This window comes from Pseudomonas sp. GW822-FHT07A10 (genome assembly GCF_058798795.1).
This window is the reverse complement of sequence record NZ_JBXAKV010000022.1, coordinates 40,269-60,756: the sequence shown is the minus strand read 5'-3', so window position 1 is coordinate 60,756 and position 20,488 is coordinate 40,269. Positions and strand designations below refer to the sequence as shown.

Annotated in this window: 20 protein-coding genes and 2 pseudogenes; 10 read left to right on the top strand and 12 right to left on the bottom strand. The window is 60.3% G+C overall.

Features of this window, described 5'->3' with window-relative positions:
• Positions 1-103 precede the first annotated feature (103 nt).
• The 5 genes and pseudogenes from rlmD to AC1RL4_RS27185 form a co-directional block, all read right to left on the bottom strand.
• On the bottom strand, positions 104-1,456 hold the full coding sequence (rlmD, locus tag AC1RL4_RS27205; RefSeq protein ID WP_230174684.1) for a 23S rRNA (uracil(1939)-C(5))-methyltransferase RlmD: 1,353 nt from the start codon (positions 1,454-1,456) through the stop codon (positions 104-106).
• The gene (cysM, locus tag AC1RL4_RS27200) at positions 1,456-2,358 is read right to left on the bottom strand and encodes a cysteine synthase CysM (RefSeq protein WP_018926292.1); all 903 of its coding nucleotides are present in this window, start codon (positions 2,356-2,358) and stop codon (positions 1,456-1,458) included. Before cysM ends, rlmD begins: the two co-directional genes overlap by 1 nt.
• Before the next feature lie 104 nt (positions 2,359-2,462).
• Positions 2,463-3,485 carry a PDDEXK nuclease domain-containing protein gene (locus AC1RL4_RS27195; protein WP_230174686.1) on the bottom strand — a complete coding sequence of 341 codons (1,023 nt, stop codon included), beginning with the start codon at positions 3,483-3,485 and terminating at the stop codon, positions 2,463-2,465.
• A gap of 145 nt (positions 3,486-3,630) precedes the next feature.
• Positions 3,631-4,347 (bottom strand): annotated as a pseudogene (locus tag AC1RL4_RS27190) (sensor histidine kinase); the annotation flags it as partial.
• Between the two features lie 13 nt (positions 4,348-4,360).
• Positions 4,361-5,083, bottom strand: a complete 723-nt coding sequence (locus AC1RL4_RS27185; RefSeq protein ID WP_230174688.1) for a response regulator transcription factor — start codon at positions 5,081-5,083, stop codon at positions 4,361-4,363.
• Positions 5,084-5,298: 215 nt separating this feature from the next.
• Between AC1RL4_RS27185 and AC1RL4_RS27180 the strand changes: the two genes are divergently transcribed.
• Both AC1RL4_RS27180 and AC1RL4_RS27175 read left to right on the top strand, forming a co-directional pair.
• Positions 5,299-8,049 (top strand): response regulator, encoded by a 2,751-nt coding sequence (locus AC1RL4_RS27180; protein ID WP_018926296.1) that lies wholly within the window; start codon positions 5,299-5,301, stop codon positions 8,047-8,049.
• Between the two features lie 97 nt (positions 8,050-8,146).
• Positions 8,147-9,136: a 2-hydroxyacid dehydrogenase gene (locus AC1RL4_RS27175; RefSeq protein WP_019581227.1), complete on the top strand. Its 990-nt coding sequence runs from the start codon at positions 8,147-8,149 to the stop codon at positions 9,134-9,136.
• Between the two features lie 5 nt (positions 9,137-9,141).
• Here the strand turns inward: AC1RL4_RS27175 and AC1RL4_RS27170 are convergent, their stop codons facing one another.
• Positions 9,142-9,537 carry a hypothetical protein gene (locus AC1RL4_RS27170; protein ID WP_230174697.1) on the bottom strand — a complete coding sequence of 132 codons (396 nt, stop codon included), beginning with the start codon at positions 9,535-9,537 and terminating at the stop codon, positions 9,142-9,144.
• Between the two features lie 134 nt (positions 9,538-9,671).
• On the opposite strand from AC1RL4_RS27170, the gene AC1RL4_RS27165 reads away from it, so the two are divergent.
• Positions 9,672-10,106, top strand: coding sequence for a hypothetical protein (locus AC1RL4_RS27165; RefSeq protein WP_096480917.1), 435 nt, complete (start codon positions 9,672-9,674; stop codon positions 10,104-10,106).
• A complete protein-coding gene (locus AC1RL4_RS27160; RefSeq protein ID WP_007937547.1) occupies positions 10,106-10,510 on the top strand; it encodes an META domain-containing protein in 405 nt (134 codons plus the stop codon). The genes AC1RL4_RS27165 and AC1RL4_RS27160 overlap by 1 nt, the downstream gene beginning before the upstream one ends.
• A gap of 186 nt (positions 10,511-10,696) precedes the next feature.
• On the opposite strand, the gene AC1RL4_RS27155 is transcribed toward AC1RL4_RS27160, so the two are convergent.
• A complete protein-coding gene (locus AC1RL4_RS27155; RefSeq protein WP_018926300.1) occupies positions 10,697-11,164 on the bottom strand; it encodes a TlpA family protein disulfide reductase in 468 nt (155 codons plus the stop codon).
• 114 nt (positions 11,165-11,278) lie between these two features.
• Here AC1RL4_RS27155 and arsC point away from each other — a divergent pair, with 114 nt between their 5' ends.
• From arsC to AC1RL4_RS27140, 3 genes are read left to right on the top strand one after another with little or no spacing between them, the layout of a single operon-like run.
• A complete protein-coding gene (gene arsC, locus AC1RL4_RS27150) occupies positions 11,279-11,632 on the top strand; it encodes an arsenate reductase (glutaredoxin) (protein ID WP_019581229.1) in 354 nt (117 codons plus the stop codon).
• The gene (gene wrbA, locus AC1RL4_RS27145) at positions 11,629-12,234 is read left to right on the top strand and encodes an NAD(P)H:quinone oxidoreductase (protein WP_018926302.1); all 606 of its coding nucleotides are present in this window, start codon (positions 11,629-11,631) and stop codon (positions 12,232-12,234) included. Before arsC ends, wrbA begins: the two co-directional genes overlap by 4 nt.
• Entirely contained in the window at positions 12,227-12,652 is a 426-nt protein-coding gene (locus AC1RL4_RS27140) for a DUF2069 domain-containing protein (protein WP_019581230.1), read from the top strand. The genes wrbA and AC1RL4_RS27140 overlap by 8 nt, the downstream gene beginning before the upstream one ends.
• Positions 12,653-12,701: 49 nt before the next feature.
• Here AC1RL4_RS27140 and AC1RL4_RS27135 read toward each other — a convergent pair whose 3' ends face one another.
• The gene (locus tag AC1RL4_RS27135; RefSeq protein WP_007937540.1) at positions 12,702-13,376 is read right to left on the bottom strand and encodes a DNA-3-methyladenine glycosylase I; all 675 of its coding nucleotides are present in this window, start codon (positions 13,374-13,376) and stop codon (positions 12,702-12,704) included.
• A 187-nt stretch (positions 13,377-13,563) separates the two neighbouring features.
• The gene (gene ttcA / locus AC1RL4_RS27130; RefSeq protein WP_007937538.1) at positions 13,564-14,388 is read right to left on the bottom strand and encodes a tRNA 2-thiocytidine(32) synthetase TtcA; all 825 of its coding nucleotides are present in this window, start codon (positions 14,386-14,388) and stop codon (positions 13,564-13,566) included.
• A 409-nt stretch (positions 14,389-14,797) separates the two neighbouring features.
• Here ttcA and AC1RL4_RS27125 point away from each other — a divergent pair, with 409 nt between their 5' ends.
• Positions 14,798-15,400: a Yip1 family protein gene (locus AC1RL4_RS27125; protein ID WP_019581231.1), complete on the top strand. Its 603-nt coding sequence runs from the start codon at positions 14,798-14,800 to the stop codon at positions 15,398-15,400.
• Positions 15,401-15,549: 149 nt separating this feature from the next.
• Entirely contained in the window at positions 15,550-16,044 is a 495-nt protein-coding gene (locus AC1RL4_RS27120; protein ID WP_007937535.1) for a SprT family zinc-dependent metalloprotease, read from the top strand.
• A 19-nt stretch (positions 16,045-16,063) separates the two neighbouring features.
• Here AC1RL4_RS27120 and AC1RL4_RS27115 read toward each other — a convergent pair whose 3' ends face one another.
• Together AC1RL4_RS27115 and AC1RL4_RS27110 are read right to left on the bottom strand one after the other, a co-directional pair.
• Complete coding sequence (locus AC1RL4_RS27115) at positions 16,064-17,245, bottom strand: CaiB/BaiF CoA transferase family protein (RefSeq protein ID WP_096480918.1); 1,182 nt, start codon at positions 17,243-17,245, stop codon at positions 16,064-16,066.
• Positions 17,246-17,388: 143 nt separating this feature from the next.
• Positions 17,389-18,723, bottom strand: coding sequence for a dicarboxylate/amino acid:cation symporter (locus AC1RL4_RS27110; RefSeq protein ID WP_019581233.1), 1,335 nt, complete (start codon positions 18,721-18,723; stop codon positions 17,389-17,391).
• A gap of 337 nt (positions 18,724-19,060) precedes the next feature.
• Between AC1RL4_RS27110 and AC1RL4_RS27105 the strand changes: the two genes are divergently transcribed.
• Positions 19,061-20,059: an AraC family transcriptional regulator gene (locus AC1RL4_RS27105; protein WP_019581234.1), complete on the top strand. Its 999-nt coding sequence runs from the start codon at positions 19,061-19,063 to the stop codon at positions 20,057-20,059.
• Between the two features lie 199 nt (positions 20,060-20,258).
• Here AC1RL4_RS27105 and AC1RL4_RS27100 read toward each other — a convergent pair.
• Positions 20,259-20,462 (bottom strand): annotated as a pseudogene (locus tag AC1RL4_RS27100) (DUF6124 family protein); the annotation flags it as partial.
• Positions 20,463-20,488 lie beyond the last annotated feature (26 nt).

The following is a 20,488-nucleotide window of genomic DNA, read 5'->3' as shown; positions in this document are numbered from 1 at the left end:
CGACGCAGATTCAATGCGTCAAATCGCTGACCTTCATTGTCCGGGCGCCCCGCCGGGCTGATGCGTGGCGGCACGGACGGTCAGTCGGACCAGACGAGCCATCCTAGCTCGCTTCAAATAACGCCATGGCCTCGACATGCGCCGTTTGAGGAAACATATCGAGAATCCCGGCACGTTTTAACCGGTAGCCCTGCTTGATCAATTCGACCGTGTCGCGCGCCAGAGTTGCAGGGTTGCACGACACATAAACCAATCGTTCGGCACCCAGGGACGCAAGCTTGCGCACCACCTCGAAAGCACCGTCGCGAGGAGGGTCCAAGAGTACCGCACAAAAGCCTTCGCTGGCCCATTCGGCATCAGCCAAAGGCTGGGATAAATCGGCCTGAAAAAATTTCGCGTTATGCAAATTATTACTAGCGGCGTTCGCGGCGGCCCGCTCGACCATGGCCTGCACACCTTCCACCGCCACCACTTCACGAACGGTTCTGGCCAGCGGCAAGGCAAAGTTGCCCAACCCGCAGAACAGGTCCAGAACCCGCTCATCGGCTTTCGGCGCCAACCATTCCAGCGCCTGAGCGATCATCGCTTCGTTGACCCCGGCGTTGACCTGGATGAAATCTCCAGGCCGATACGCCAGATTCAAGTCCCACGGTTCAAGGCGATAGCCCAGGGTCTGATCGGCCTCGACCGGTTGCGGCTCGCCGTCGCCATGCAGCCACAACTGGGCCTCATGGAGCGCGCAGAATTCCTTGAGGATCGTCATGTCGGCTTCGGACAACGGCGCCATGTGCCGCAGCAATACCGCCAATGACGAACCGCTGAACAATTCCACATGCCCCAGTGCCTGAGGTTTGCTCAAGCGCCGCAGCATGTCCGGCAAGCCGGTCATGATCGGTTGCAAGGGCTGTACCAGCACCGGGCACTCGTTGATGGCGATGATGTCCTGGCTGCCAGCTGCGCGGAAACCGACTTCGAGTTTTTTCGCCTTCATGTCCCAACGCACCGCCACCCGGGCACGACGCCGGTAGCCGAATTCCGGACCGCTCAATGGCGCGGCCCACTCTTCGGGTTCGACGCCGGCGACCCGTGACAACTGCTCGGCGAGCATGCGCTGTTTCAGGGCGAGTTGTTCGTTGTGGGGCAGATGCTGCACGCTGCAACCACCGCAGCGACCGGCATGGGCGCACAGTGCCGGGCGACGCAATTGGCTGGTCTGGAACACCCGCTCGGTACGCGCCTCGACCACTTTACCGTGGGCACCCAAGACCCGCGCCTCGACTTCTTCACCGGCCAAGGCGCCGATGACGAACCAGGTGCGACCTTCAAAAAACGCGATACCGCGACCGTCATTAGCCAGGCGCTCGATGGTCAAACGCTGCTTTTTGCCGGTCGGGACTTGCGGGGCCTTGCTGCCGCCCGTGGGCTGGAAGCGCAAGCCTCTCTCTTGCTTGGCCATCAGTTGGGCGCGTCGAAAATGCCGGTCGACAAGTAACGGTCGCCACGGTCACAGATGATCGCGACAATCACCGCGTTTTCAACTTCTTTGGACAGGCGCAGCATCGCCGCCACGGCTCCGCCCGAAGACACGCCGCAGAAAATGCCTTCTTCGCGCGCCAGACGACGGGTCACGTCCTCGGCCTCGCTTTGCGCCATGTCGACGATCCGGTCCACGCGATCAGCCTGATAAATCTTTGGCAGGTATTCCTGGGGCCAGCGGCGGATGCCCGGAATTGCCGAGCCTTCCATGGGTTGCAGACCGATGATCTGCACGTTCTCGTTCTGTTCTTTCAGGTAGCGCGAGACACCCATAATGGTGCCGGTGGTGCCCATCGAGCTGACGAAATGCGTGATGGTGCCCTGGGTCTGACGCCAGATTTCCGGACCGGTGGTGGTGTAGTGCGCCTCGGGGTTGTCACCGTTGGCGAACTGATCGAGCACCTTGCCACGGCCTTCGGCTTCCATTCGCTGGGCGAGGTCGCGCGCGCCTTCCATGCCTTCTTCCTGGCTGACCAGAATCAGCTCGGCACCATAGGCCGTCATCGCGGCTTTACGCTCGGCGCTGGAGTTGTCCGGCATGATCAGGATCATCTTGTAACCCTTGATCGCGGCGGCCATGGCCAGGGCGATCCCGGTGTTACCCGAAGTCGCTTCGATCAGCGTGTCGCCGACGTGGATCTGCCCGCGCAGTTCGGCGCGGGTGATCATCGACAGCGCCGGACGATCCTTGACCGAACCCGCCGGGTTGTTCCCTTCGAGCTTGAGCAAAAGCGTGTTGCTGGTGACGCCAGGCAGGCGCTGCAAACGGACCAGCGGAGTGTTGCCGACGCAATCGGCGATGGTTGGGTACTGCAAGGTCATGGCGTATTCGCAATCCGGACTGCGGGGGCGCCTATCATACCGGCAAACGTGCGCAGGCCATATCACGCAAAGTAAGGGGCTTATGGCTTATGGGAATAAGCAGTTCACTCCTCTTCTCCTTGTGCAATATTCAATGCATAAAACTCATGCAATTTGGCCTGCAGCAGCTGTTTGTCCGGAAGCTGGACCTGGTATTCAGCGATCAACGCTGGCGACAGGCTGCGGTTAAGGGCGTATTCGACCACTTCGTCATCCTTACTGGCGCAGAGCAACACACCGATGGCCGGGTTTTCGTGGGGTTTGCGCTCCTTGCGATCCAGCGCTTCCAAATAGAAGTTCAGCTTGCCCAAATACTCCGGCTTAAAACGACCGACCTTAAGCTCAATGGCTACAAGACAATTAAGGCCACGGTGGAAGAACAGCAGGTCCAGGGAAAAATCACACACACCCACTTGAAGCGGATACTCGGAACCGACAAAGCAGAAATCGCGGCCAAGCTCGCTCAGGAATTCTTTGAGGCGCGCCATCAACCCTTTATGCAGATCAGTTTCGGCATGGCCACCCGGCAGGTCGAGAAACTCGAGCATGTAGGCGTCGCGGAATATCTCAAGCGCTGCCGGGTGGGCTTGTCTCAGCACTGCTGAGATTTTTGCTGGTTGGGTCACGCTTCGTTCAAACAGTGCGGTTTTGAACTGACGCTCTAGTTCGCGCTTCGACCATTTTTCCTGAACTGCCAAACGCACGTAGAACTCCCGCTCTTCCGGCCGTTTACTCTGGCTGAAAATGATCAGGTTATGCGACCAGGACAATTGTCGCACCAGTGGTGCGACTTTCTCTTCAGCGTGATAAGTCTCATAGAACTGGCGCATGCGAAACAAGTTCGACCGGGTAAACCCGCGCAACCCCGGTTGAGTCTGAGCCAGATGCTCAGCCAGTTGGCTGACCACAGAATCGCCCCACTCAGCCTGTTCCAGCTTGCGGCTGATGTAAGCACCGACCTGCCAATACAGCTCGATCAACTGGGTATTCACCGCCTGCATGGCCTGCTGTTTGGCATTTTGAATCAGCGCAAGCACTTCATTGAAACGGTCGTCGTGTGCGTTGCCGGGGACGCTGGATGCATTCATACCGAACTCCTGGAGGACGAGGAAAAACGCGAGTCTATTCCGTCAAGTCAGGCTTAAGGTGTCGGCGATACCCTTTAAGAAAGGTCGTACAAAATAACGGGAACGCTCCGGCAAAATCAGCAAGCCTCTTCGCGGCCGGGGTTGATCACGCAATTTGTGGTCGACACATATCAATTGTGGGAGCGGGGGCGTCATCATTGTCGCCATGGAGATCAGCCAATAACAGCATATTCAGTCGTAAGCCCCGCCCTGCATTCTCCGCCCAAAGCCGCCCGCCCTGCCGCTGCACCGCATTCCTCGCGATGCTCAACCCCAACCCGAATCCACCCTCCCCCGGCAGTGAACCCTCGAGCCGGATGAACGGCGAGAAGATCCGTTCAAGATCCTCGTCAGCCACCCCACCGCCCTCGTCCTCCAGCCACAGATGCCAGAAGTCGCCATCGCGCCTGCCATCGAGCGTCACGACAGCTCCCTTCGGTGAATGACGAATGGCATTGCGCAGAATGTTTTCCAGCGCCTGGGCCAGGGTATTGAGATGGCCGCGCACCCAGCAGGAGGCATCCACCGCACAGTGCAACTGACTCGCCGGCCAGCTGCTTTCATAGCAAGCGTTTTCCGTGAGCATTTCCCACAAGGCCTGGACCTGGATCGCTTCATAGGGCAACGGCGTGCGCTCGGTGTCGAGCCAGGCCAGTTGCAGCGCATCCTCGACCAGGCGCTGCATGCCGTCGACTTCCCGGCTAATGCGCTCGCGCAATTGCTCCGGGTCCTGCTCGCTTTCGCAGGCCACCCGTAACCGGCTGAGCGGCGTGCGCAATTCGTGGGACAGATCGCGCAGCAGTTGCTGTTGCAGGGCCACCGTGCGGCCCGGCGCGTCAGACCACTTCATCGACCGCACTCAATACGTACCCTTTGCCCCAAACCGTGCGCACTTCACGCTCGGTGTAACCGATGGCCTTGAGCTTGCGGCGAATCTGACTGATGTGCATGTCGAGGCTGCGGTCATGGGGCGCATAACCGCGCTGCAATACCTGCTGATAAAGGAACGCCTTGCTCAACACTTCATCGTCGTTGCGGTTCAGCGTGTCCAGCAAGCGGTACTCGCTGCGGGTCAGGCCGGCCGCGAGTTCACCACAAAAGACCTCGCCCAGTTCATCGTCAAAACGCAGGCAGTCCGTCGTAGGGGGCGTCGGTATCGGCGCTGGTCGACGGTCGAACGCCACCCGCCGCAGGATCGCTTCAATGCGCACCCGCAACTCGGCCATGCTAAAAGGCTTGGGCAGGTAATCGTCGGCCCCGAGGCGAAAACCACTGATGCGATCCGCCTCGGCACCCAGCGCCGACATCAGCACCACTGGCGTGGAATGGCTCTGGCGCAATTGAGTCAGCACCGCCAGGCCATCGAGCCCCGGCAACAGAATATCCATCAACACCACATCGAAGGCCTGCTGGCGCGCAATCGCCAGGCCTTCCTGCCCGTTCTGGCACCAGGTCACCTGAAAACCGCAGCGCCCCAGATGCTCATAAACATAAGCACCGAGCACTGGATCGTCTTCGATAGAGAGGATGCGAGGATGGCCAATCGCGATGGGAGTCATGAGTATCTGCAAATAATTCTCAATTGCTGATTATTCAAGATTGCCTCTCCAGGGGCAACCCAAGGTTTGTCTCCCTGGGCCAAAGCATTGAACTGACCGACGAATGACGACATCAATTTTACGAAGATTGCCCGCATGCAAATCGCTACACTGCGCAGGTGGCGCGTGCCGGACGCATGTGCAGGTCAATAAACAGCTGGATGCAGGAGAGATGCGTGCTCAAGAAACTGGGAATTAAAGGCCGCGTGCTGTTACTGACCCTGTTGCCGACCACCCTGATGGCGTTGGTCCTGGGCGGCTATTTCACCTGGATGCAGCAATCGGACCTGCAAGCCCAGCTCATGCAACGCGGCGAAATGATCGCCGAACAGCTGGCACCGTTGGTGGCCCCGGCCATGGGTCGCAAAGACAACGAGCTGCTGGAGCGCATCGCCACCCAGTCCCTGGAACAGACCGACGTGCGCGCGGTGACCTTCCTCGCCCCCGACCGCACGCCGCTGGCCCATGCCGGCCCGACCATGCTCAATCAGGCACCCCTGGGCAACGGTTCACAGTTGCTGCGCCGCAGTGGCAATGACGCCACGCGTTACCTGCTGCCGGTGTTCGGCAAGCACCGCAACCTGGCCGGCGACCTGATCCCCGATGAAGCCGACCGCCTGCTGGGCTGGGTCGAACTCGAACTGTCCCACAACGGCATGCTGCTGCGCGGCTACCGCAGCCTGTTCGCCAGCCTGCTGCTGATCGGCGGAGGCCTGGCCGGTGCGGCGCTGCTGGCGTTGCGCATGGGCCGAACCATCAACCGGCCATTGAGCCAGATCAAACAAGCCGTGGCGCAACTCAAGGACGGCCATCTGGAAACCCGCCTGCCGCCCCTCGGCAGCCAGGAACTGGATGAACTGGCGTCCGGCATCAACCGCATGGCCGGGACGCTGCAGAACGCTCAGGAAGAATTGCAAAACAGCGTCGACCAGGCCACCGAAGACGTGCGTCAGAATCTGGAAACCATCGAAATCCAGAACATCGAGCTGGACCTGGCGCGCAAGGAAGCCCTGGAGGCGAGCCGGATCAAGTCCGAATTCCTGGCCAACATGAGCCATGAAATCCGCACGCCGCTCAACGGCATTCTCGGCTTCACGCACCTGCTGCAAAAAAGCGAACTGACGCCGCGCCAGCTCGATTACCTGGGCACCATCGAAAAGTCTGCCGACAGCCTGTTGGGGATCATCAACGAGATTCTCGATTTCTCGAAAATCGAGGCCGGCAAACTGGTGCTCGACCATATTCCGTTCAACCTGCGCGACCTGCTGCAAGACACCCTGAACATCCTCGCCCCGGCCGCCCACGCCAAAGAGCTTGAGCTGGTGAGCCTGGTTTATCGCGATACGCCACTGTCGCTGGTGGGCGATCCGTTGCGACTCAAGCAGATCCTCACCAACCTTGTGAGCAATGCGATCAAGTTCACCCGCGAAGGCACCATCGTCGCCCGGGCGATGCTCGAAGAAGAGCATGAAGACAGCGTGCAACTGCGCATCAGCATTCAGGACACCGGCATCGGTCTGTCGAACCAGGACGTGCGCGCCCTGTTCCAGGCCTTCAGCCAGGCCGATAACTCGTTGTCCCGACAACCCGGCGGCACCGGCCTCGGATTGGTGATTTCCAAACGGCTGATCGAACAAATGGGCGGCGAGATCGGCGTCGACAGCACGCCGGGCGAAGGCTCGGAATTCTGGATCAGCCTGAGCCTGCCCAAAACCCGCGACGACGCCGAAGACCTGCCCGGCCCACCGTTGCTCGGGCAGCGGGTGGCTGTCCTGGAAAACCATGAACTGGCCCGTCAGGCATTGCAGCATCAACTGGAAGACTGCGGCCTGAGCGTCACGCCGTTCAATACCCTGGAAAGCCTGGCCAATGGCGTGACCGGCGCTCACCAGACCGATCAGGCAATCGGCCTGGCGGTGCTCGGCATCACCAGCAACGACATGCCGCCGGAGCGACTCAACCAGCACATCTGGGACCTTGAACACCTGGGCTGCAGAGTGTTGGTGCTGTGCCCGACCACCGAACTGACGCTGTTCCATCTCTCGGTGCCCAACCCCCACAGCCAGCTCCAGTCCAAACCGGCCTGCACCCGCAAGCTGCGTCGGGCCCTGTCTGATCTGGTCAACCCGCGCCAACAGCGCAGCGACCCCGCCGAACCGGTTTCCAGCCGCGCGCCGAAGGTCCTTTGCGTGGACGACAACCCGGCCAACCTGCTGCTGGTGCAAACCCTGCTTGAAGACATGGGCGCCAAGGTGCTCGCGGTAGAAAGCGGTTACGCCGCGGTCAAGGCCGTACAGAACGAGACTTTCGATCTGGTGTTGATGGACGTGCAAATGCCCGGCATGGATGGGCGCCAAAGCACCGAAGCCATTCGCCAATGGGAAAGCGAGCGGCATTGCACGCCACTGCCGGTCGTGGCCCTCACCGCCCATGCGATGGCCAATGAAAAACGCGCATTGCTGCAAAGCGGCATGGACGACTACCTGACCAAACCCATCAGCGAACGGCAACTGGCGCAAGTGGTGTTGAAATGGACGGGCCTGGCGCTGCGCAATCAGGGTCCGGAGCGTAATAGCGATAACAACAGCGGTCATGAATTGCAGGTGCTCGACCACGAAGAAGGCCTGCGCCTGGCGGCCGGCAAGGCCGATCTGGCGGCGGACATGCTGGCCATGCTGCTGGCCTCCCTGGAAGCCGACCGCGAGGCCATCCGCGTGGCCCGTGAAGCCAACGACCAGAACGCCCTGATCGAGCGGGTCCATCGCCTGCACGGGGCAACCCGTTATTGCGGCGTCCCGCAACTGCGCGCCGCCTGCCAGCGCAGCGAAACCCTGCTCAAGCAACAGGACCCGAAAGCCCCCGTCGCACTGGAAGAACTCGAACGCGCCATCAATCGCCTCGCGGCCCATGCGCGCATCAATGCCTGATGCAGCGCAATAACGCAGGAGGGCCTGAACGCTAAGCTTAAACCCTATGGCAGCTGCCGAAGGCTGCTACGGGGTTTGAGACTTCCAGGAGGACAGCATGCGCACGATTCTTTTCAGCAGCCAGACCTACGACCGCGAGAGTTTTCTCGCCGCCGACCTGCCCGCCGGCATCGAACTGCATTTCCAGCCGGCACGACTGAGCCTCGACACGGCGGCGCTGGCCGAGCATCACGAGGTGGTCTGCGCCTTCATCAACGACGACCTCAGCGCCCCGGTGCTTGAACGCCTGGCAGCAGGCGGCACACGCCTGATCGCCCTGCGCTCGGCCGGTTACAACCATGTCGACCTCGTGGCGGCGAAGCGCTTGGGGCTGACGGTTGTGCGGGTCCCGGCGTACTCGCCCCACGCCGTGGCCGAACACGCGGTGGCATTGATCCTGGCGCTCAACCGCCGTCTCCACCGCGCCTACAACCGTACCCGCGAGGGCGATTTCAGCCTGCACGGGTTGACCGGTTTCGATCTGGTGAACAAGACCGTCGGCGTGGTCGGCACCGGGCAGATCGGCGCGACCTTTGCGAAAATCATGCACGGCTTCGGCTGCCAATTGCTGGCCTATGACCCCTATCCGAACCCTCAGGTCGAAGCCCTCGGCGCGCGCTACCTGAGCTTGCAGCAATTGCTGGCCGAGTCTCAGATCATCAGCCTGCATTGCCCGCTCAACGAGCAGAGCAAACATTTGATCAACCGCGAGTCACTGGCGCACATGCAGCCCGGCGCGATGTTGATCAACACCGGGCGTGGCGGTCTGGTGGACACGCCGGCGTTGATCGACGCATTGAAAAACGGCCAATTGGGCTATCTGGGGCTGGATGTCTATGAAGAAGAGGCGCAGTTGTTCTTCGAGGACCGCTCCGACCTGCCACTGCAAGACGATGTGCTGGCGCGCCTGCTGACCTTTCCGAACGTGATCATCACCGCACACCAGGCATTCCTCACTCGCGAAGCCCTGGGCGCGATTGCCGCGACAACTTTGCAGAACATCGCGGCCTGGGCGGCCGGTTCGCCACAGAATCAGGTCGAGCGCTGAACGGCTCAGGCCTTGGACAAGAGGATCATCAGGCCCAGCCAGCCGAAGCCCAGCAAGCGCTGCCCCGTTGAATGCCCGCGACGCAGCAGAAACCAGACAAAAAACGGCGGCAGAAAGAAAATCATCAGTTTCAGCCAGAGTTCCACCGGACGCGGCCCATTGAGCACCGGTGCCGGAACCTCAGCCTCGATTTCGGTTTTTCGTTTACGCCCGAAGGCGGCCGGGGTCACCCGAGGCACACTCTCATTGCTCGGCAAACGCCCGAAAGAAAGCGGTGCTTCCACAGGCGCTGCCGTCGAAGTGGCCGCGTGCACCGTTGCCGCAGGCGCACCGCAATGAATGCAAGCAGGCGCCACGGAACTGATGCGTTGCTTGCACTCGTAACATTCGATCAACGCCATTTCTGTTCCTTAGAGATACAAAAGTGGCAGTTTGCCATGGTTTAGCAGTCAATTTGAACCTGATCGAAGGTCACATGCCCGCGCCATGCTGCGTTGATGCCCGTGCTAGCATATCGCGCATATTTGGAGGACCCATGGTCGAACACGATTTCCGCTACAGCCTGATGAACCCACAACACACCCTCACTGAATGCCGCGCCCTGGTGCCGGGGCGTTATCAAGTCACCGGCAACGGCGGTTCGATTCGCAATAACGACGTGCTGGTAGTGACCCTCAAAGGCAGCAAGGACTTGTCCATGCGCCTGACCGTCGAAACGGTTCGCCACCTGATCAACCCGCCCGGCCAATGGGTCGCGGTGGCCAGTGGTCCGGTGTTCGGCGAACTGGCGATCCACACCTGGAAAGTCAACTGCGACAGCTGCGCCAAAGAGCTGAGCTTCGAGTTCGCGGTCGACGCTAAGCTGGGCAACAAGGCTGAAAAACCGGCCGCCACCGCACGGATTGCCGAACTGGGCTGGACCGCAGCCGGCGAAAAACACCTGTGCCCGAAGTGCCAGGAGCCTGTGTGATGAAACGCCTTGCTCTGACCACGATGGTCGGTGCCAGCCTGCTGGGCTGCGCCGCCGAGCCGGTAAAGTTGCAACAGAACCGCAGTTACATTCTGGAGTGGATCGGTGAACGTCCGCTGATGGACTACAGCCACCTGACCATCACGCTCGGTGACGACGGCCGGGCCTACGGTAACGGCGGCTGCAACCACTGGTTCGCGCCGTATTCCCTGGAAGGTGAAAAGCTCAGCTTCGGCAAGATCGGCAGTACCCGCAAACTCTGCGCGCCGGCGTTAATGGAGCAGGAAAAGCGCTTCCTGCAGGCGCTGGAAAACGTCCAGCGCTGGGACGTCTCACCGATTGATCAGATGCGCTTCTGGCCGGCCGAAGGCAAGCCATTGCGTTGGTGGCTTGAAGAGGGTTGATGCCCCTCAGTTGTAGCCAAGTGACTTGTGGCGAGGGGGCTTGCCCCCGTTCGGCTGCGCAGCAGTCGCAAAACGTACACGCGCAATGTTGTGATGAAACGAGGTTTCAGGGTTTAGGGCTGCTTCGCAGCCCAGCGGGGGCAAGCCCCCTCGCCACAAAGCTCCCTTGCCACAGGCGGTGCTCGGTCAGTTGGTCGCCTGCAACGCCTCAAGCTTCGCCATCACCCCCGCCGCCGTCTGCTCGCCCATCAACTGTTCCCGCACCTTGCCCTTGTTATCAATGATGTAAGTCACTGGCAGCGCTTCACTGCGCGGCAATTCGAAAAGGTCGGCCGGATCCTGGGCCAGCACGGTGAACTTGATCCCCAGTTTCTCGCTGGCGCCTTTCAGCTCTTCGCCCTGTACATTGTCGAAGTTGACCCCGAACACGCCGATCTTCTTGCCCTGGAGCTGCTCGGCCAACACATTCAGCTGTGGGATTTCGGTCCGGCACGGGCTGCACCACTCGGCCCAGTAATTGAGCACCAGCCATTGTTTGTCCAGACGCTCGGCGGCGACCTTGTGACCATTCTGGTCGATGCCATAGTCGTTGCCACAGCCCCCAAGCAATAACGCCCCCATGATCGCCAATGCCGCTGCCAGTCGCCTTGTCATGTCTCAATCCTTGTCAAAAATAGAATGCACCTGCGACCCATCGCCTCCCAAGGTTCTGGATTACGCGCCGCACAGTTAGAATAGCCGCCACTTTACGCAAGAAGCGACCCGCACATGACCGATCTGACGCTTTATCACAACCCGCGCTGCTCGAAATCCCGCGGTGCGCTCGAACTCATCGAAGCCCGTGGCCTGACGCCAACGGTCGTCCGCTACCTGGAAACGCCGCTGGACGCCGTGCAAATCCAGAGCCTGCTGAGCAAACTCGGCATCAGCGCCCGGCAATTGCTGCGCACCGGCGAGGACGAGTACAAAACCCTCAACCTGGCCGACAGCAGTTTGAGCGAAGCGCAATTGATCGCCGCCATCGCCGCGCACCCGAAACTCATGGAGCGGCCGATTCTCGAAGTCGGCGACAAAGCCATCATCGGCCGTCCGCCGGAGAATGTGCTGGAGTTGTTGCCGTGAGCGCGCCATACATTCTGGTGCTGTATTACAGCCGTAGCGGCTCGACCAATGAAATGGCCCGGCAGATTGCCCGTGGCGTCGAGCAGGCCGGCCTTGAAGCCAGGTTGCGCACGGTGCCGGCGATCTCCACTGAATGCGAAGCCGTGGCGCCGGACATTCCCGATGAAGGCGCGCTGTACGCCAGCCTCGACGATTTGAAGAACTGCGCCGGCCTGGCCCTGGGCAGCCCGACCCGTTTCGGCAACATGGCCGCACCGTTGAAATACTTCCTCGACGGCACCAGCAACCTGTGGCTGACCGGCGCCCTGGTGGGCAAACCGGCCGGGGTCTTCACCTCGACCGCCAGCCTGCACGGCGGCCAGGAAACCACGCTGCTGTCGATGATGCTGCCGTTGCTGCACCACGGCATGTTGATCACCGGCCTGCCTTACAGCGAATCGGCGCTGCTGGAAACCCGTGGCGGCGGCACGCCATACGGTGCTAGTCATCACGCTGGGGCCGATGGCAAAAGCGGTTTGAACGAACATGAAGTCGCGCTATGCCGAGCCTTGGGCCTGCGCCTGGCGAAGACTGCGCAGAAACTGGAGAGCCATCGTGGCTAAGAAGCCTAAGGTGTTGCCTGCCATCGAATGGCTCGAACCGCGTGTACGGGCGATGCGCGTCATCAGCCTGCTGTGCTTTTTCGGTCTGGCGGGGCTGCTTTGCGCCTACTACCTGGTGTTCGCCGACCTGCATGGCGCGCGGCCGTGGGTGATTCTGCTGATCGAACTGGTGCCGCTGCTGTTGCTGGCACCGGGAATGATCGTCGGCAGTGCCCGTGGACATTCGTGGATGTGTTTTGTGGTGAATCTGTATTTCATCAAGGGCGCATTGGCCGCCTATGACCCGAACCGGCAGCTGTTCGGTTTGCTGGAGATGGGCGCGAGCCTGGCAGTGTTCTGCTCGGCGATGCTGTATGTGCGGTGGCGGTATCAGTTGAACCGCAAGTTGGCGGGGGAAGGCGAGATTTCCCCCGCCTGATAGCCCCGCAGTGATCGTTCCTACGCTCTGCGTGGGAACATCATCTTCGTCAATGATTGACTGTGTAGGCCAGCATCATCGAAATCTGGCTCATCGGCCGTCCACCACTCTCTTCGTGCCATTGGTTGAACGCATTCTGCACCGTGGCCAGGTCGCGCAAACTGCTCGGCACCTTGTCGATGATCTGCTGTGCATTCAGCGCTGCCACCACGTCGTAGCTCGGCACGAAGGTGTCCTTGCCGACCATCCGCAAGAATCGCGGCGCGGATAACCCGCCCAACTGATGGCCGTGTTTTTTCAGATAGGTCCACAAGCCGACGATATCGGTTACCGGCCAGTCGGCGATCAACGCGCCGAAACTACCCTTCTCATGGGCCACGTCCAGAATGAACTGCGCATTGCGCGGCACGCTCTTGAGCTTGCCCAGGTGGCGGATGATTCGCGCGTCCTGCATCAAGCGCTCCAGATGTTCGGCGCTCATCAGCACGACTTTTTCCGGGTCGAACTTGAAGAACACTTCTTCGAACGCCGGCCACTTGGCATCCACCAGGCTGTGCTTGAGCCCGGCACGGAATACCCGCAACGCCATGGTCGAGAGGTAGCGGTCGTCGCTGATCTTGCGCAATTGCGCCGGGGTCTTGGGAACCGGCAGATGGGCTTCCAGTTCAGCCGCCGAACCGAAGCGGTTCAGACAGTATTCGTGCAGCCACTTGTAATCGCGCATGCCCTCTCCTATGGGATGAAACGGATCTATGGGAGCCCTGTGGCGAGGGGGCTTGCCCCCGTTTGAGTGCGTAGCACTCACAAAATCTTTGGTGCATCAGCGATTTTGGGGCCGCTTCGCAGCCCAACGGGGCGATGCGGCGGTCCGACAAGCCCCCTCACCACAGGCTCGCTCCCACACAATTTGTTCAGAGGTTCACTACGTTGACGAAGCGCGATGCGGCGCTTTCGTCGATACGCAGGTTGGTGAAGTCGAACAGGTTGCGGTCCGCCAGTTGCGACGGGATCACGTTCTGCAGGCTGCGGAAAATGCTCTCGGTGCGGCCCGGGGTCTTGCGTTCCCACTCCTGCAGCATCTCTTTAACCACCTGGCGTTGCAGGTTTTCCTGGGAGCCGCAGAGGTTGCACGGGATGATCGGGAATTGCTTGAGGTCCGAGTAGGCCTGGATGTCTTTTTCGTTGCAGTAGGCCAGCGGGCGAATCACCACGTTGCGCCCGTCGTCGGCGCGCAGCTTTGGCGGCATGGCCTTGAGCGAACCGTTGAAGAACATGTTCAGGAAGAACGTCTCGACGATGTCGTCACGGTGGTGACCAAGGGCCATTTTGGTCGCGCCGATTTCGTCGGCAAAGGTGTACAGCGTGCCGCGACGCAGGCGCGAGCACAGCGAGCAAGTGGTCTTGCCTTCCGGGATCAGCTCCTTGACCACCGAGTAGGTGTCTTTCTCGACGATGTGGTACTCGATGCCCAGTTCTTTGAGGTAAGCCGGCAGCACATGCTCGGGGAAGCCTGGCTGCTTCTGGTCCATGTTCACGGCGACGATCTCGAACTTGATCGGGGCGACTTTCTGCAAATGCATCAGCACGTCGAGCATGGTGTAGCTGTCCTTGCCACCGGACAGGCAGACCATGACCTTGTCGCCGTCTTCAATCATATTGAAATCGGCAACAGCCTCACCGGCCTGGCGGCGAAGGCGCTTTTGCAGTTTGTTCTGGTTGACCGTAAGAGTGCCCATGACGCGAAATCCGTGAGGTGTGACGAAAGGCCGGCATTTTACGCAAAAACCCGTCACTTGTGGCGAGGGGGCTTGTCGGAACGCCGCATCGCCCCGTTCGGCTGCGCAGCAGTCGTAAATCTAACACTGCGGTATCCTCCGGAAAATGTGGTCGACCGATTTGGGGCCACTTCGTGACCCAACGGGGGCAAGCCCCCTCGCCACAGGGTTCAACAGGCACAGACCTATCGGCGATTACCCATCACATTTACAGCGCGATTTGCTCTAAAGCCCTCGCACTATTGCAAGTAACTCCTTTCTATACTGCGACATAAGGTCGCACACGTATTCAGACCTGTTCTTACTTGGCCACTTTGGCCCGTAAGCGCTCCGCTGGGGGGCGATGGCAACAACAAGAGGAGTGACTGGCATGATCCATCACGTAGTGGGACTCTTCACCCACCCTGACCAGGAATGGAAAGAAATCCGTGGCGACGAGGAAGAAAGCATCAGCCACATGTACCTGACGCACACCCTGATTCTGGCGGCGATTCCTGCCATATCGGCGTTTATCGGCACTACGCAAGTCGGCTGGGTCATTGGTAATCGAGCGCCGGTCATGCTGACCATGGAAAGCGCGCTATGGATGACCATCATGTCGTACCTGGCGATGCTCGGCGGTGTCGCGGTGATGGGCGCCTTCATTCACTGGATGGCCCGTACCTATGACGCCAACCCGAGCCTGGCGCGCTGTATCGCATTCGCCACGTACACCGCCACCCCGCTGTTCATCGGCGGCCTGGCGGCGCTGTACCCGCACTTGTGGCTGGGGATGATCGTCGGCACCGCGGCTGTCTGCTACACGGTGTACCTGCTGTATGTAGGGCTACCAACGTTCATGAACATTCCATCGGACGAGGGCTTCCTGTTTTCGAGCTCGGTGCTCGCCGTAGGACTGGTGGTGCTGGTAGCCATCATGGCGTTTACCGTGATTGTCTGGGGCCTTGGCGTGGGACCGGTCTATACCAACTGACAAACAAGCGCCGACATAAAAAACACGTTCCGCCACTACAGGCCGCCGCAAGGCGGCCTTCTAATGCGAGCAACGACCATTCGGCGCCTGAGCGATTCGCAAGCCCTCGGGGTTGCGGCATACTCGACATCCTTGGAGATCCATCAAGCATGCCCGAGCAACTCAATACCCGCGTCGAAGACTGTTTCCTGCAAGCCGAATCCTTTTTCAAACGACCTTTCAAACGCCCCGTGGTGAGCCTCAAGCTGCGCGGGCAAAAAGCCGGTGTCGCGCACTTGCACGAGAACCTGCTGCGCTTCAACCCGCAGCTGTACCGGGAAAACACCGAAGACTTCCTCAAGCAGACCGTGGCGCATGAAGTCGCGCACCTGATCGCCCATCAACTGTTCGGCGACCGCATCCAGCCCCATGGCGAAGAATGGCAACTGATCATGCGTGGCGTTTACGAACTGCCGCCCAATCGCTGCCACACCTATGACGTCAAACGCCGCAGCGTGACCCGCTACATCTACAAATGCCCGTGCGCCGACAGCGATTTCCCGTTTTCGGCCCAGCGCCATAGCCTGGTACGCCAGGGGCGGCGGTATTTGTGCCGGCGCTGTCGCAGTACGTTGGTGTTCAGTGGGGAGATGCGGGTCGAATAAGTTGAGGCCGGGACAGACGCTAGATAACTACCTTGGCCCGCCGCAGCGCTTCAATCCGCTCAACACTAAACCCCAGTTCACCCAACACCTGATCCGTATGCTGCCCCAGCCAGGCGCCAATGTGCCGCGGCTCAGGCAACCCCGCTGAAAACTTCAACGGACAGGCCATCTGCGCCTGGGTCGAGCCATCGCCCCGCGGCACCTCAGTCACCAATTCCCGCGCCTGCAACTGCGGATGCCCGACCGCTTCGCCCAGGCTCAACACCGGCTCGACACACGCATCGGCCCCGGCAAACAGCTCACACAGCCAGGCAAAGTCGTGTTTTTCGAATTCAATGTTCAGCGCATCCTTGAGCGCCCGTTGCCGGGCGGGGTCGGACGACAATCCCTCGGCCGCCAGTTCCGGACGGCCCAGCACCGTGCACAGTTGCTGCATGAACCCCGGTTCCAGACTGCCCACCGACAACCAGCGGCCATCGCGCGACCGGTAGTAATCGTAGAAGCTGCCGCCGTTGAGCATCTGGTCTTCCCTGCCCGGCTCAACGCCGCAGGCCAGGTAGCCGGCACCAGCCATGGCGTTCAGGCTGAAGGCGCAGTCAGTCATGCTCACATCCAGATGCTGCCCCTGCCCGGTCTGTTGCCGCGCGATCACCGCTGCCAGCAGCCCGATCACCCCATGCAACGAACCGCCCGCGACATCCGCCACCTGCATGCCCAACGGCAACGGGCCGCTGTCGGCACGGCCGGTGTAGCTCGAAAGGCCCGCCAGCGCCAGGTAGTTGATGTCGTGGCCGGCGCGGTCCTTGTAAGGGCCGGTCTGGCCGTAGCCGGTGATCGACACATAAATCAACCGTGGATTGATCGCCTTCAAGGCTTCATACCCCAGGCCCAGCCGTTCCATCACGCCAGGGCGGAACTGCTCCAGCACAATGTCGTAGTCCGCAAGCAATTGCGTGATCACCTCCAGCGCCTCGGGCTGCTTGAGGTCCAGCGCCAGGCTGCGCTTGTTACGATTGAGGTACGCGTGGCTGGCCGACACGCCCTGATCATGGGGCGGCAGCACCCGCAGCAAATCCATGCGGGTCGGCGATTCGATGCGTAGCACCTCGGCGCCCATGTCCGCCAACAGCAACGAGGCGAACGGCCCCGGCAACAATGTCGAGAAATCCAGAACCTTGAGTGATGCCAGTGGACCGAGCATGAGCGTTCTCCAGTGCAGTCCCCCAAGCCTAGGCAGCCCGGGACATTGCAGCAATCACCTTATGTGCCAGTGACGCTGACCGTTACGCTCAAATCGCAGGCAACAAAAAACCCGCCGAAGCGGGTTTTTCATTACAACAAGGCTTACTTGGCGTTCGTCGGGGTTGCCCCTTCGACGTGGCCCAAAACATCATCTTTAGGCTCGTCGGCAATGCCGCGACCGCCCGAGGCCAGCTCGGATTGCAGCACGTCGGTGTCCAGTTCCTTGACCCACTTGGCCACAACAATAGTGGCAACCGCGTTACCGATCAGGTTGGTCAACGCGCGGGCTTCGGACATGAAACGGTCGATACCCAGGATCAGCGCCAGGCCGGCAACCGGCAGGTGGCCAACAGCGGACAAGGTAGCGGCCAGTACGATGAAGCCACTACCGGTCACGCCAGCAGCGCCTTTGGAGGACAGCAGCAACACCACCAGCAGAGTGATCTGGTGAGTGATGTCCATGTGGGTGTCGGTGGCCTGAGCAATGAACACTGCCGCCATGGTCAGGTAGATCGCAGTACCGTCGAGGTTGAACGAGTAGCCAGTCGGGATCACCAGACCTACCACGGATTTCTGCGCACCCAGACGCTCCATTTTGATCAGCATGCGTGGCAGTACCGACTCCGAAGAGGAAGTACCCAGCACGATCAGCAACTCTTCGCGGATATAACGGATCACTTTCAGCACACTGAAACCGTGAGCGCGAGCAATACCACCCAGCACGATCAGAATGAACAGCAGGCAGGTGATGTAGAAGCAGGCCATCAGTTGCCCCAGCTGCACCAGCGAGCCAACACCATAAGCACCGATGGTGAACGCCATGGCACCGAAGGCACCGAGTGGCGCGAGCTTCATGATCATGTTGATGATGTTGAACATCACGTGGGCGAAGCGATCGATGAAGTCCAGGATCGGCTTGCCGTAGGCACCCAGGCGATGCAGGGCGAAACCGAAGATCACCGAGAACATCAGCACTTGCAGGATATCGCCCGTGGCGAACGCACCAATGATGGTGGTCGGGATCACGTTCAGCAGGAAGCCAACGACGCTTTGATCCGCACCGGCAGCCACGTAGGTTGCGATTTTGGAGGCATCCAGCGTGGTGACATCGATGTGCATGCCGTTACCCGGCTGCACAATGTTGACCACCACCAGACCGACCAGCAGTGCAATGGTCGAAACGATTTCGAAGTAGAGCAGCGCGTAACCGCCGGTCTTGCCAACCGACTTCATGTTCTGCATGCCCGCGATACCGCTGACGACGGTGCAGAAAATGATGGGAGCGATGATCATTTTGATCAGTTTGATGAACCCGTCACCCAACGGCTTGAGGGCTACACCGGTCTGCGGGTAGAAGTGACCGAGCAGGATGCCGATGGCGATGGCAACGATCACCTGGAAATACAGGGATTTGTACAGTGGCTGACGAGTCGTCATTGCAAAGTTCCTCAAGAGCGCCCGGTGACAACATCCATCTGTTGCCCAAGACACTTCAATTGCGAACCCTCCTGCACTGGAGGGATTTGTTTTGTCGAGCTGCGCAACGGCAGGCATCTGCTGGTTGTATCGCAAGGCCCGTGCCACATTCGCCAAAAAGCCTGCGAGCCTTTTGACATCAAGGGTTACAGGTTTTTTTTGGTCACCAACCAGTTACAACTATGTGGCGGATTTCCGCCAACCCGTCTGACCTCGTCCTGTAATTTGGCGGATATCCGCCTTGTTCATCGTCGATGGGCACCGCTACCATCCATTGCTCAGTGGACGGACCTGCCCCATGCGTGAACGCACCATCGCCAGCCATTTCGCCCGTGCCGCCCTCGGCGGCGCGCGCCGACGTGGCTACGACTATTCGAGCCTGCTGCAGCAACTGGGGATCAGCCCCGAGTTGCTTGAAGAACCACGCGCCCGAATCGCGCCTGAACAGTTCACCCGGTTGATCCAGGGATTGTGGCTGGCCCTGGACGACGAATACCTGGGCTTCGGGCAGGCCCCGAGCAAACCCGGCAGCTTCGCGATGATGTGCCATGCAGTGATCCACTGCCGCACGCTGGAGAAAGCACTCAATCGCGGCCTGTTGTTTTACAGCCTGTTTCCCGGGGCGCCGCGTCTGACCCTGAGCCGCGAAGGCGAGATGATTCGCCTGAGCCTCGACGATTCGCCGCTGTGGGACCCGGACCACTTCCTCAGCGAAAGCCTGCTGGTGATCTGGCATCGGTTCGGCAGCTGGCTGATCGGCCAGCGCATTCGTCTGGAGCACGCCACATTCAGCTACTCGAGGCCCGAGCACGGGGCCGAATACGACTTGCTGTTTTCCTGCCCGCTAACGTTCGATACTACTCAGAGTAGCCTGCTGTTCCACAGCCGCTACCTGAACATGCCGCTGTTGCAGGACGAACGAACCCTCAAGCACTTTCTCGAGCGCTCCCCCGCCGACCTGCTGTCACGCCCCGACGAAGGCGACAGCCTGAGCAGCCAATTGCGGCGCTTGCTCAGCCGCGACAGTGCACGCTGGCCGGACCTGGAAGCGGTGGCGGCGCACCTGCACATCAGCCCGCAAACCTTGCGTCGGCATTTGCGAGAGGAAGGTACGAGTTTTCAGGAATTGAAGGATCAGTTACGCCGGGACATCGCGATTTATCACCTGGGGCGGGCGGATCTGTCGTTGCAACAGATTGCCGAGCAGTTGGGGTTTTCCGAACCTTCGGCGTTTCATCGGGCGTTCAAGAAGTGGACGGGGTTGACGCCGGGGGCTTATCGGGCTCAGGAGAATTGATGGTGTACTCACCGCATAACTATGCAGCTAGACAGGCTGTTGTGGCGAGGGGGCTTGCCCCCGTTGGGTTGCGAAGCGACCCCAAAATCTGCAACCGCAGGTATTCAGGTACACCGCATACACCGGTTTTGCGACTGCTGCGCAGCCGAACGGGGGCAAGCCCCCTCGCCACAACAAGCCCCTTTGCCACAGATCCTCGCTAGCCCTGCGGATCAAGGTTATCCAGCACTCGGTTGACGGCCAGCTCGCCAAGCATGACCACCGATTGAATCCCCAACATCATGTTGCGATGTGGCATGTCCATCAACCCGGCGAACTCACTGAGCATCACGCTCGCCGATGCCAGGGATTCGCAGGCGTTGACCAGCAGGGTTTCGTTATCGACCTTTGCGCCGACGTGGTACCGCACGCGTTCTCATGAATGAATAC

What these genes read in the sequence shown, in the direction of transcription:
- arsC (WP_019581229.1), top strand. Translation starts at nt 11,279, where the DNA reads ATGACCGATCTGACGCTTTATCACAACCCGCGCTGCTCGAAATCCCGC.
- ttcA (WP_007937538.1), bottom strand. Translation starts at nt 14,388, where the DNA reads ATGGGCACTCTTACGGTCAACCAGAACAAACTGCAAAAGCGCCTTCGC.
- AC1RL4_RS27165 (WP_096480917.1), top strand. Translation starts at nt 9,672, where the DNA reads ATGGTCGAACACGATTTCCGCTACAGCCTGATGAACCCACAACACACC.
- AC1RL4_RS27110 (WP_019581233.1), bottom strand. Translation starts at nt 18,723, where the DNA reads ATGACGACTCGTCAGCCACTGTACAAATCCCTGTATTTCCAGGTGATC.
- rlmD (WP_230174684.1), bottom strand. Translation starts at nt 1,456, where the DNA reads ATGGCCAAGCAAGAGAGAGGCTTGCGCTTCCAGCCCACGGGCGGCAGC.
- AC1RL4_RS27155 (WP_018926300.1), bottom strand. Translation starts at nt 11,164, where the DNA reads ATGACAAGGCGACTGGCAGCGGCATTGGCGATCATGGGGGCGTTATTG.
- AC1RL4_RS27115 (WP_096480918.1), bottom strand. Translation starts at nt 17,245, where the DNA reads ATGCTCGGTCCACTGGCATCACTCAAGGTTCTGGATTTCTCGACATTG.
- cysM (WP_018926292.1), bottom strand. Translation starts at nt 2,358, where the DNA reads ATGACCTTGCAGTACCCAACCATCGCCGATTGCGTCGGCAACACTCCG.
- AC1RL4_RS27135 (WP_007937540.1), bottom strand. Translation starts at nt 13,376, where the DNA reads ATGCGCGATTACAAGTGGCTGCACGAATACTGTCTGAACCGCTTCGGT.
- AC1RL4_RS27195 (WP_230174686.1), bottom strand. Translation starts at nt 3,485, where the DNA reads ATGAATGCATCCAGCGTCCCCGGCAACGCACACGACGACCGTTTCAAT.
- AC1RL4_RS27170 (WP_230174697.1), bottom strand. Translation starts at nt 9,537, where the DNA reads ATGGCGTTGATCGAATGTTACGAGTGCAAGCAACGCATCAGTTCCGTG.
- AC1RL4_RS27175 (WP_019581227.1), top strand. Translation starts at nt 8,147, where the DNA reads ATGCGCACGATTCTTTTCAGCAGCCAGACCTACGACCGCGAGAGTTTT.
- AC1RL4_RS27105 (WP_019581234.1), top strand. Translation starts at nt 19,061, where the DNA reads ATGCGTGAACGCACCATCGCCAGCCATTTCGCCCGTGCCGCCCTCGGC.
- AC1RL4_RS27185 (WP_230174688.1), bottom strand. Translation starts at nt 5,083, where the DNA reads ATGACTCCCATCGCGATTGGCCATCCTCGCATCCTCTCTATCGAAGAC.
- AC1RL4_RS27160 (WP_007937547.1), top strand. Translation starts at nt 10,106, where the DNA reads ATGAAACGCCTTGCTCTGACCACGATGGTCGGTGCCAGCCTGCTGGGC.
- AC1RL4_RS27125 (WP_019581231.1), top strand. Translation starts at nt 14,798, where the DNA reads ATGATCCATCACGTAGTGGGACTCTTCACCCACCCTGACCAGGAATGG.
- AC1RL4_RS27120 (WP_007937535.1), top strand. Translation starts at nt 15,550, where the DNA reads ATGCCCGAGCAACTCAATACCCGCGTCGAAGACTGTTTCCTGCAAGCC.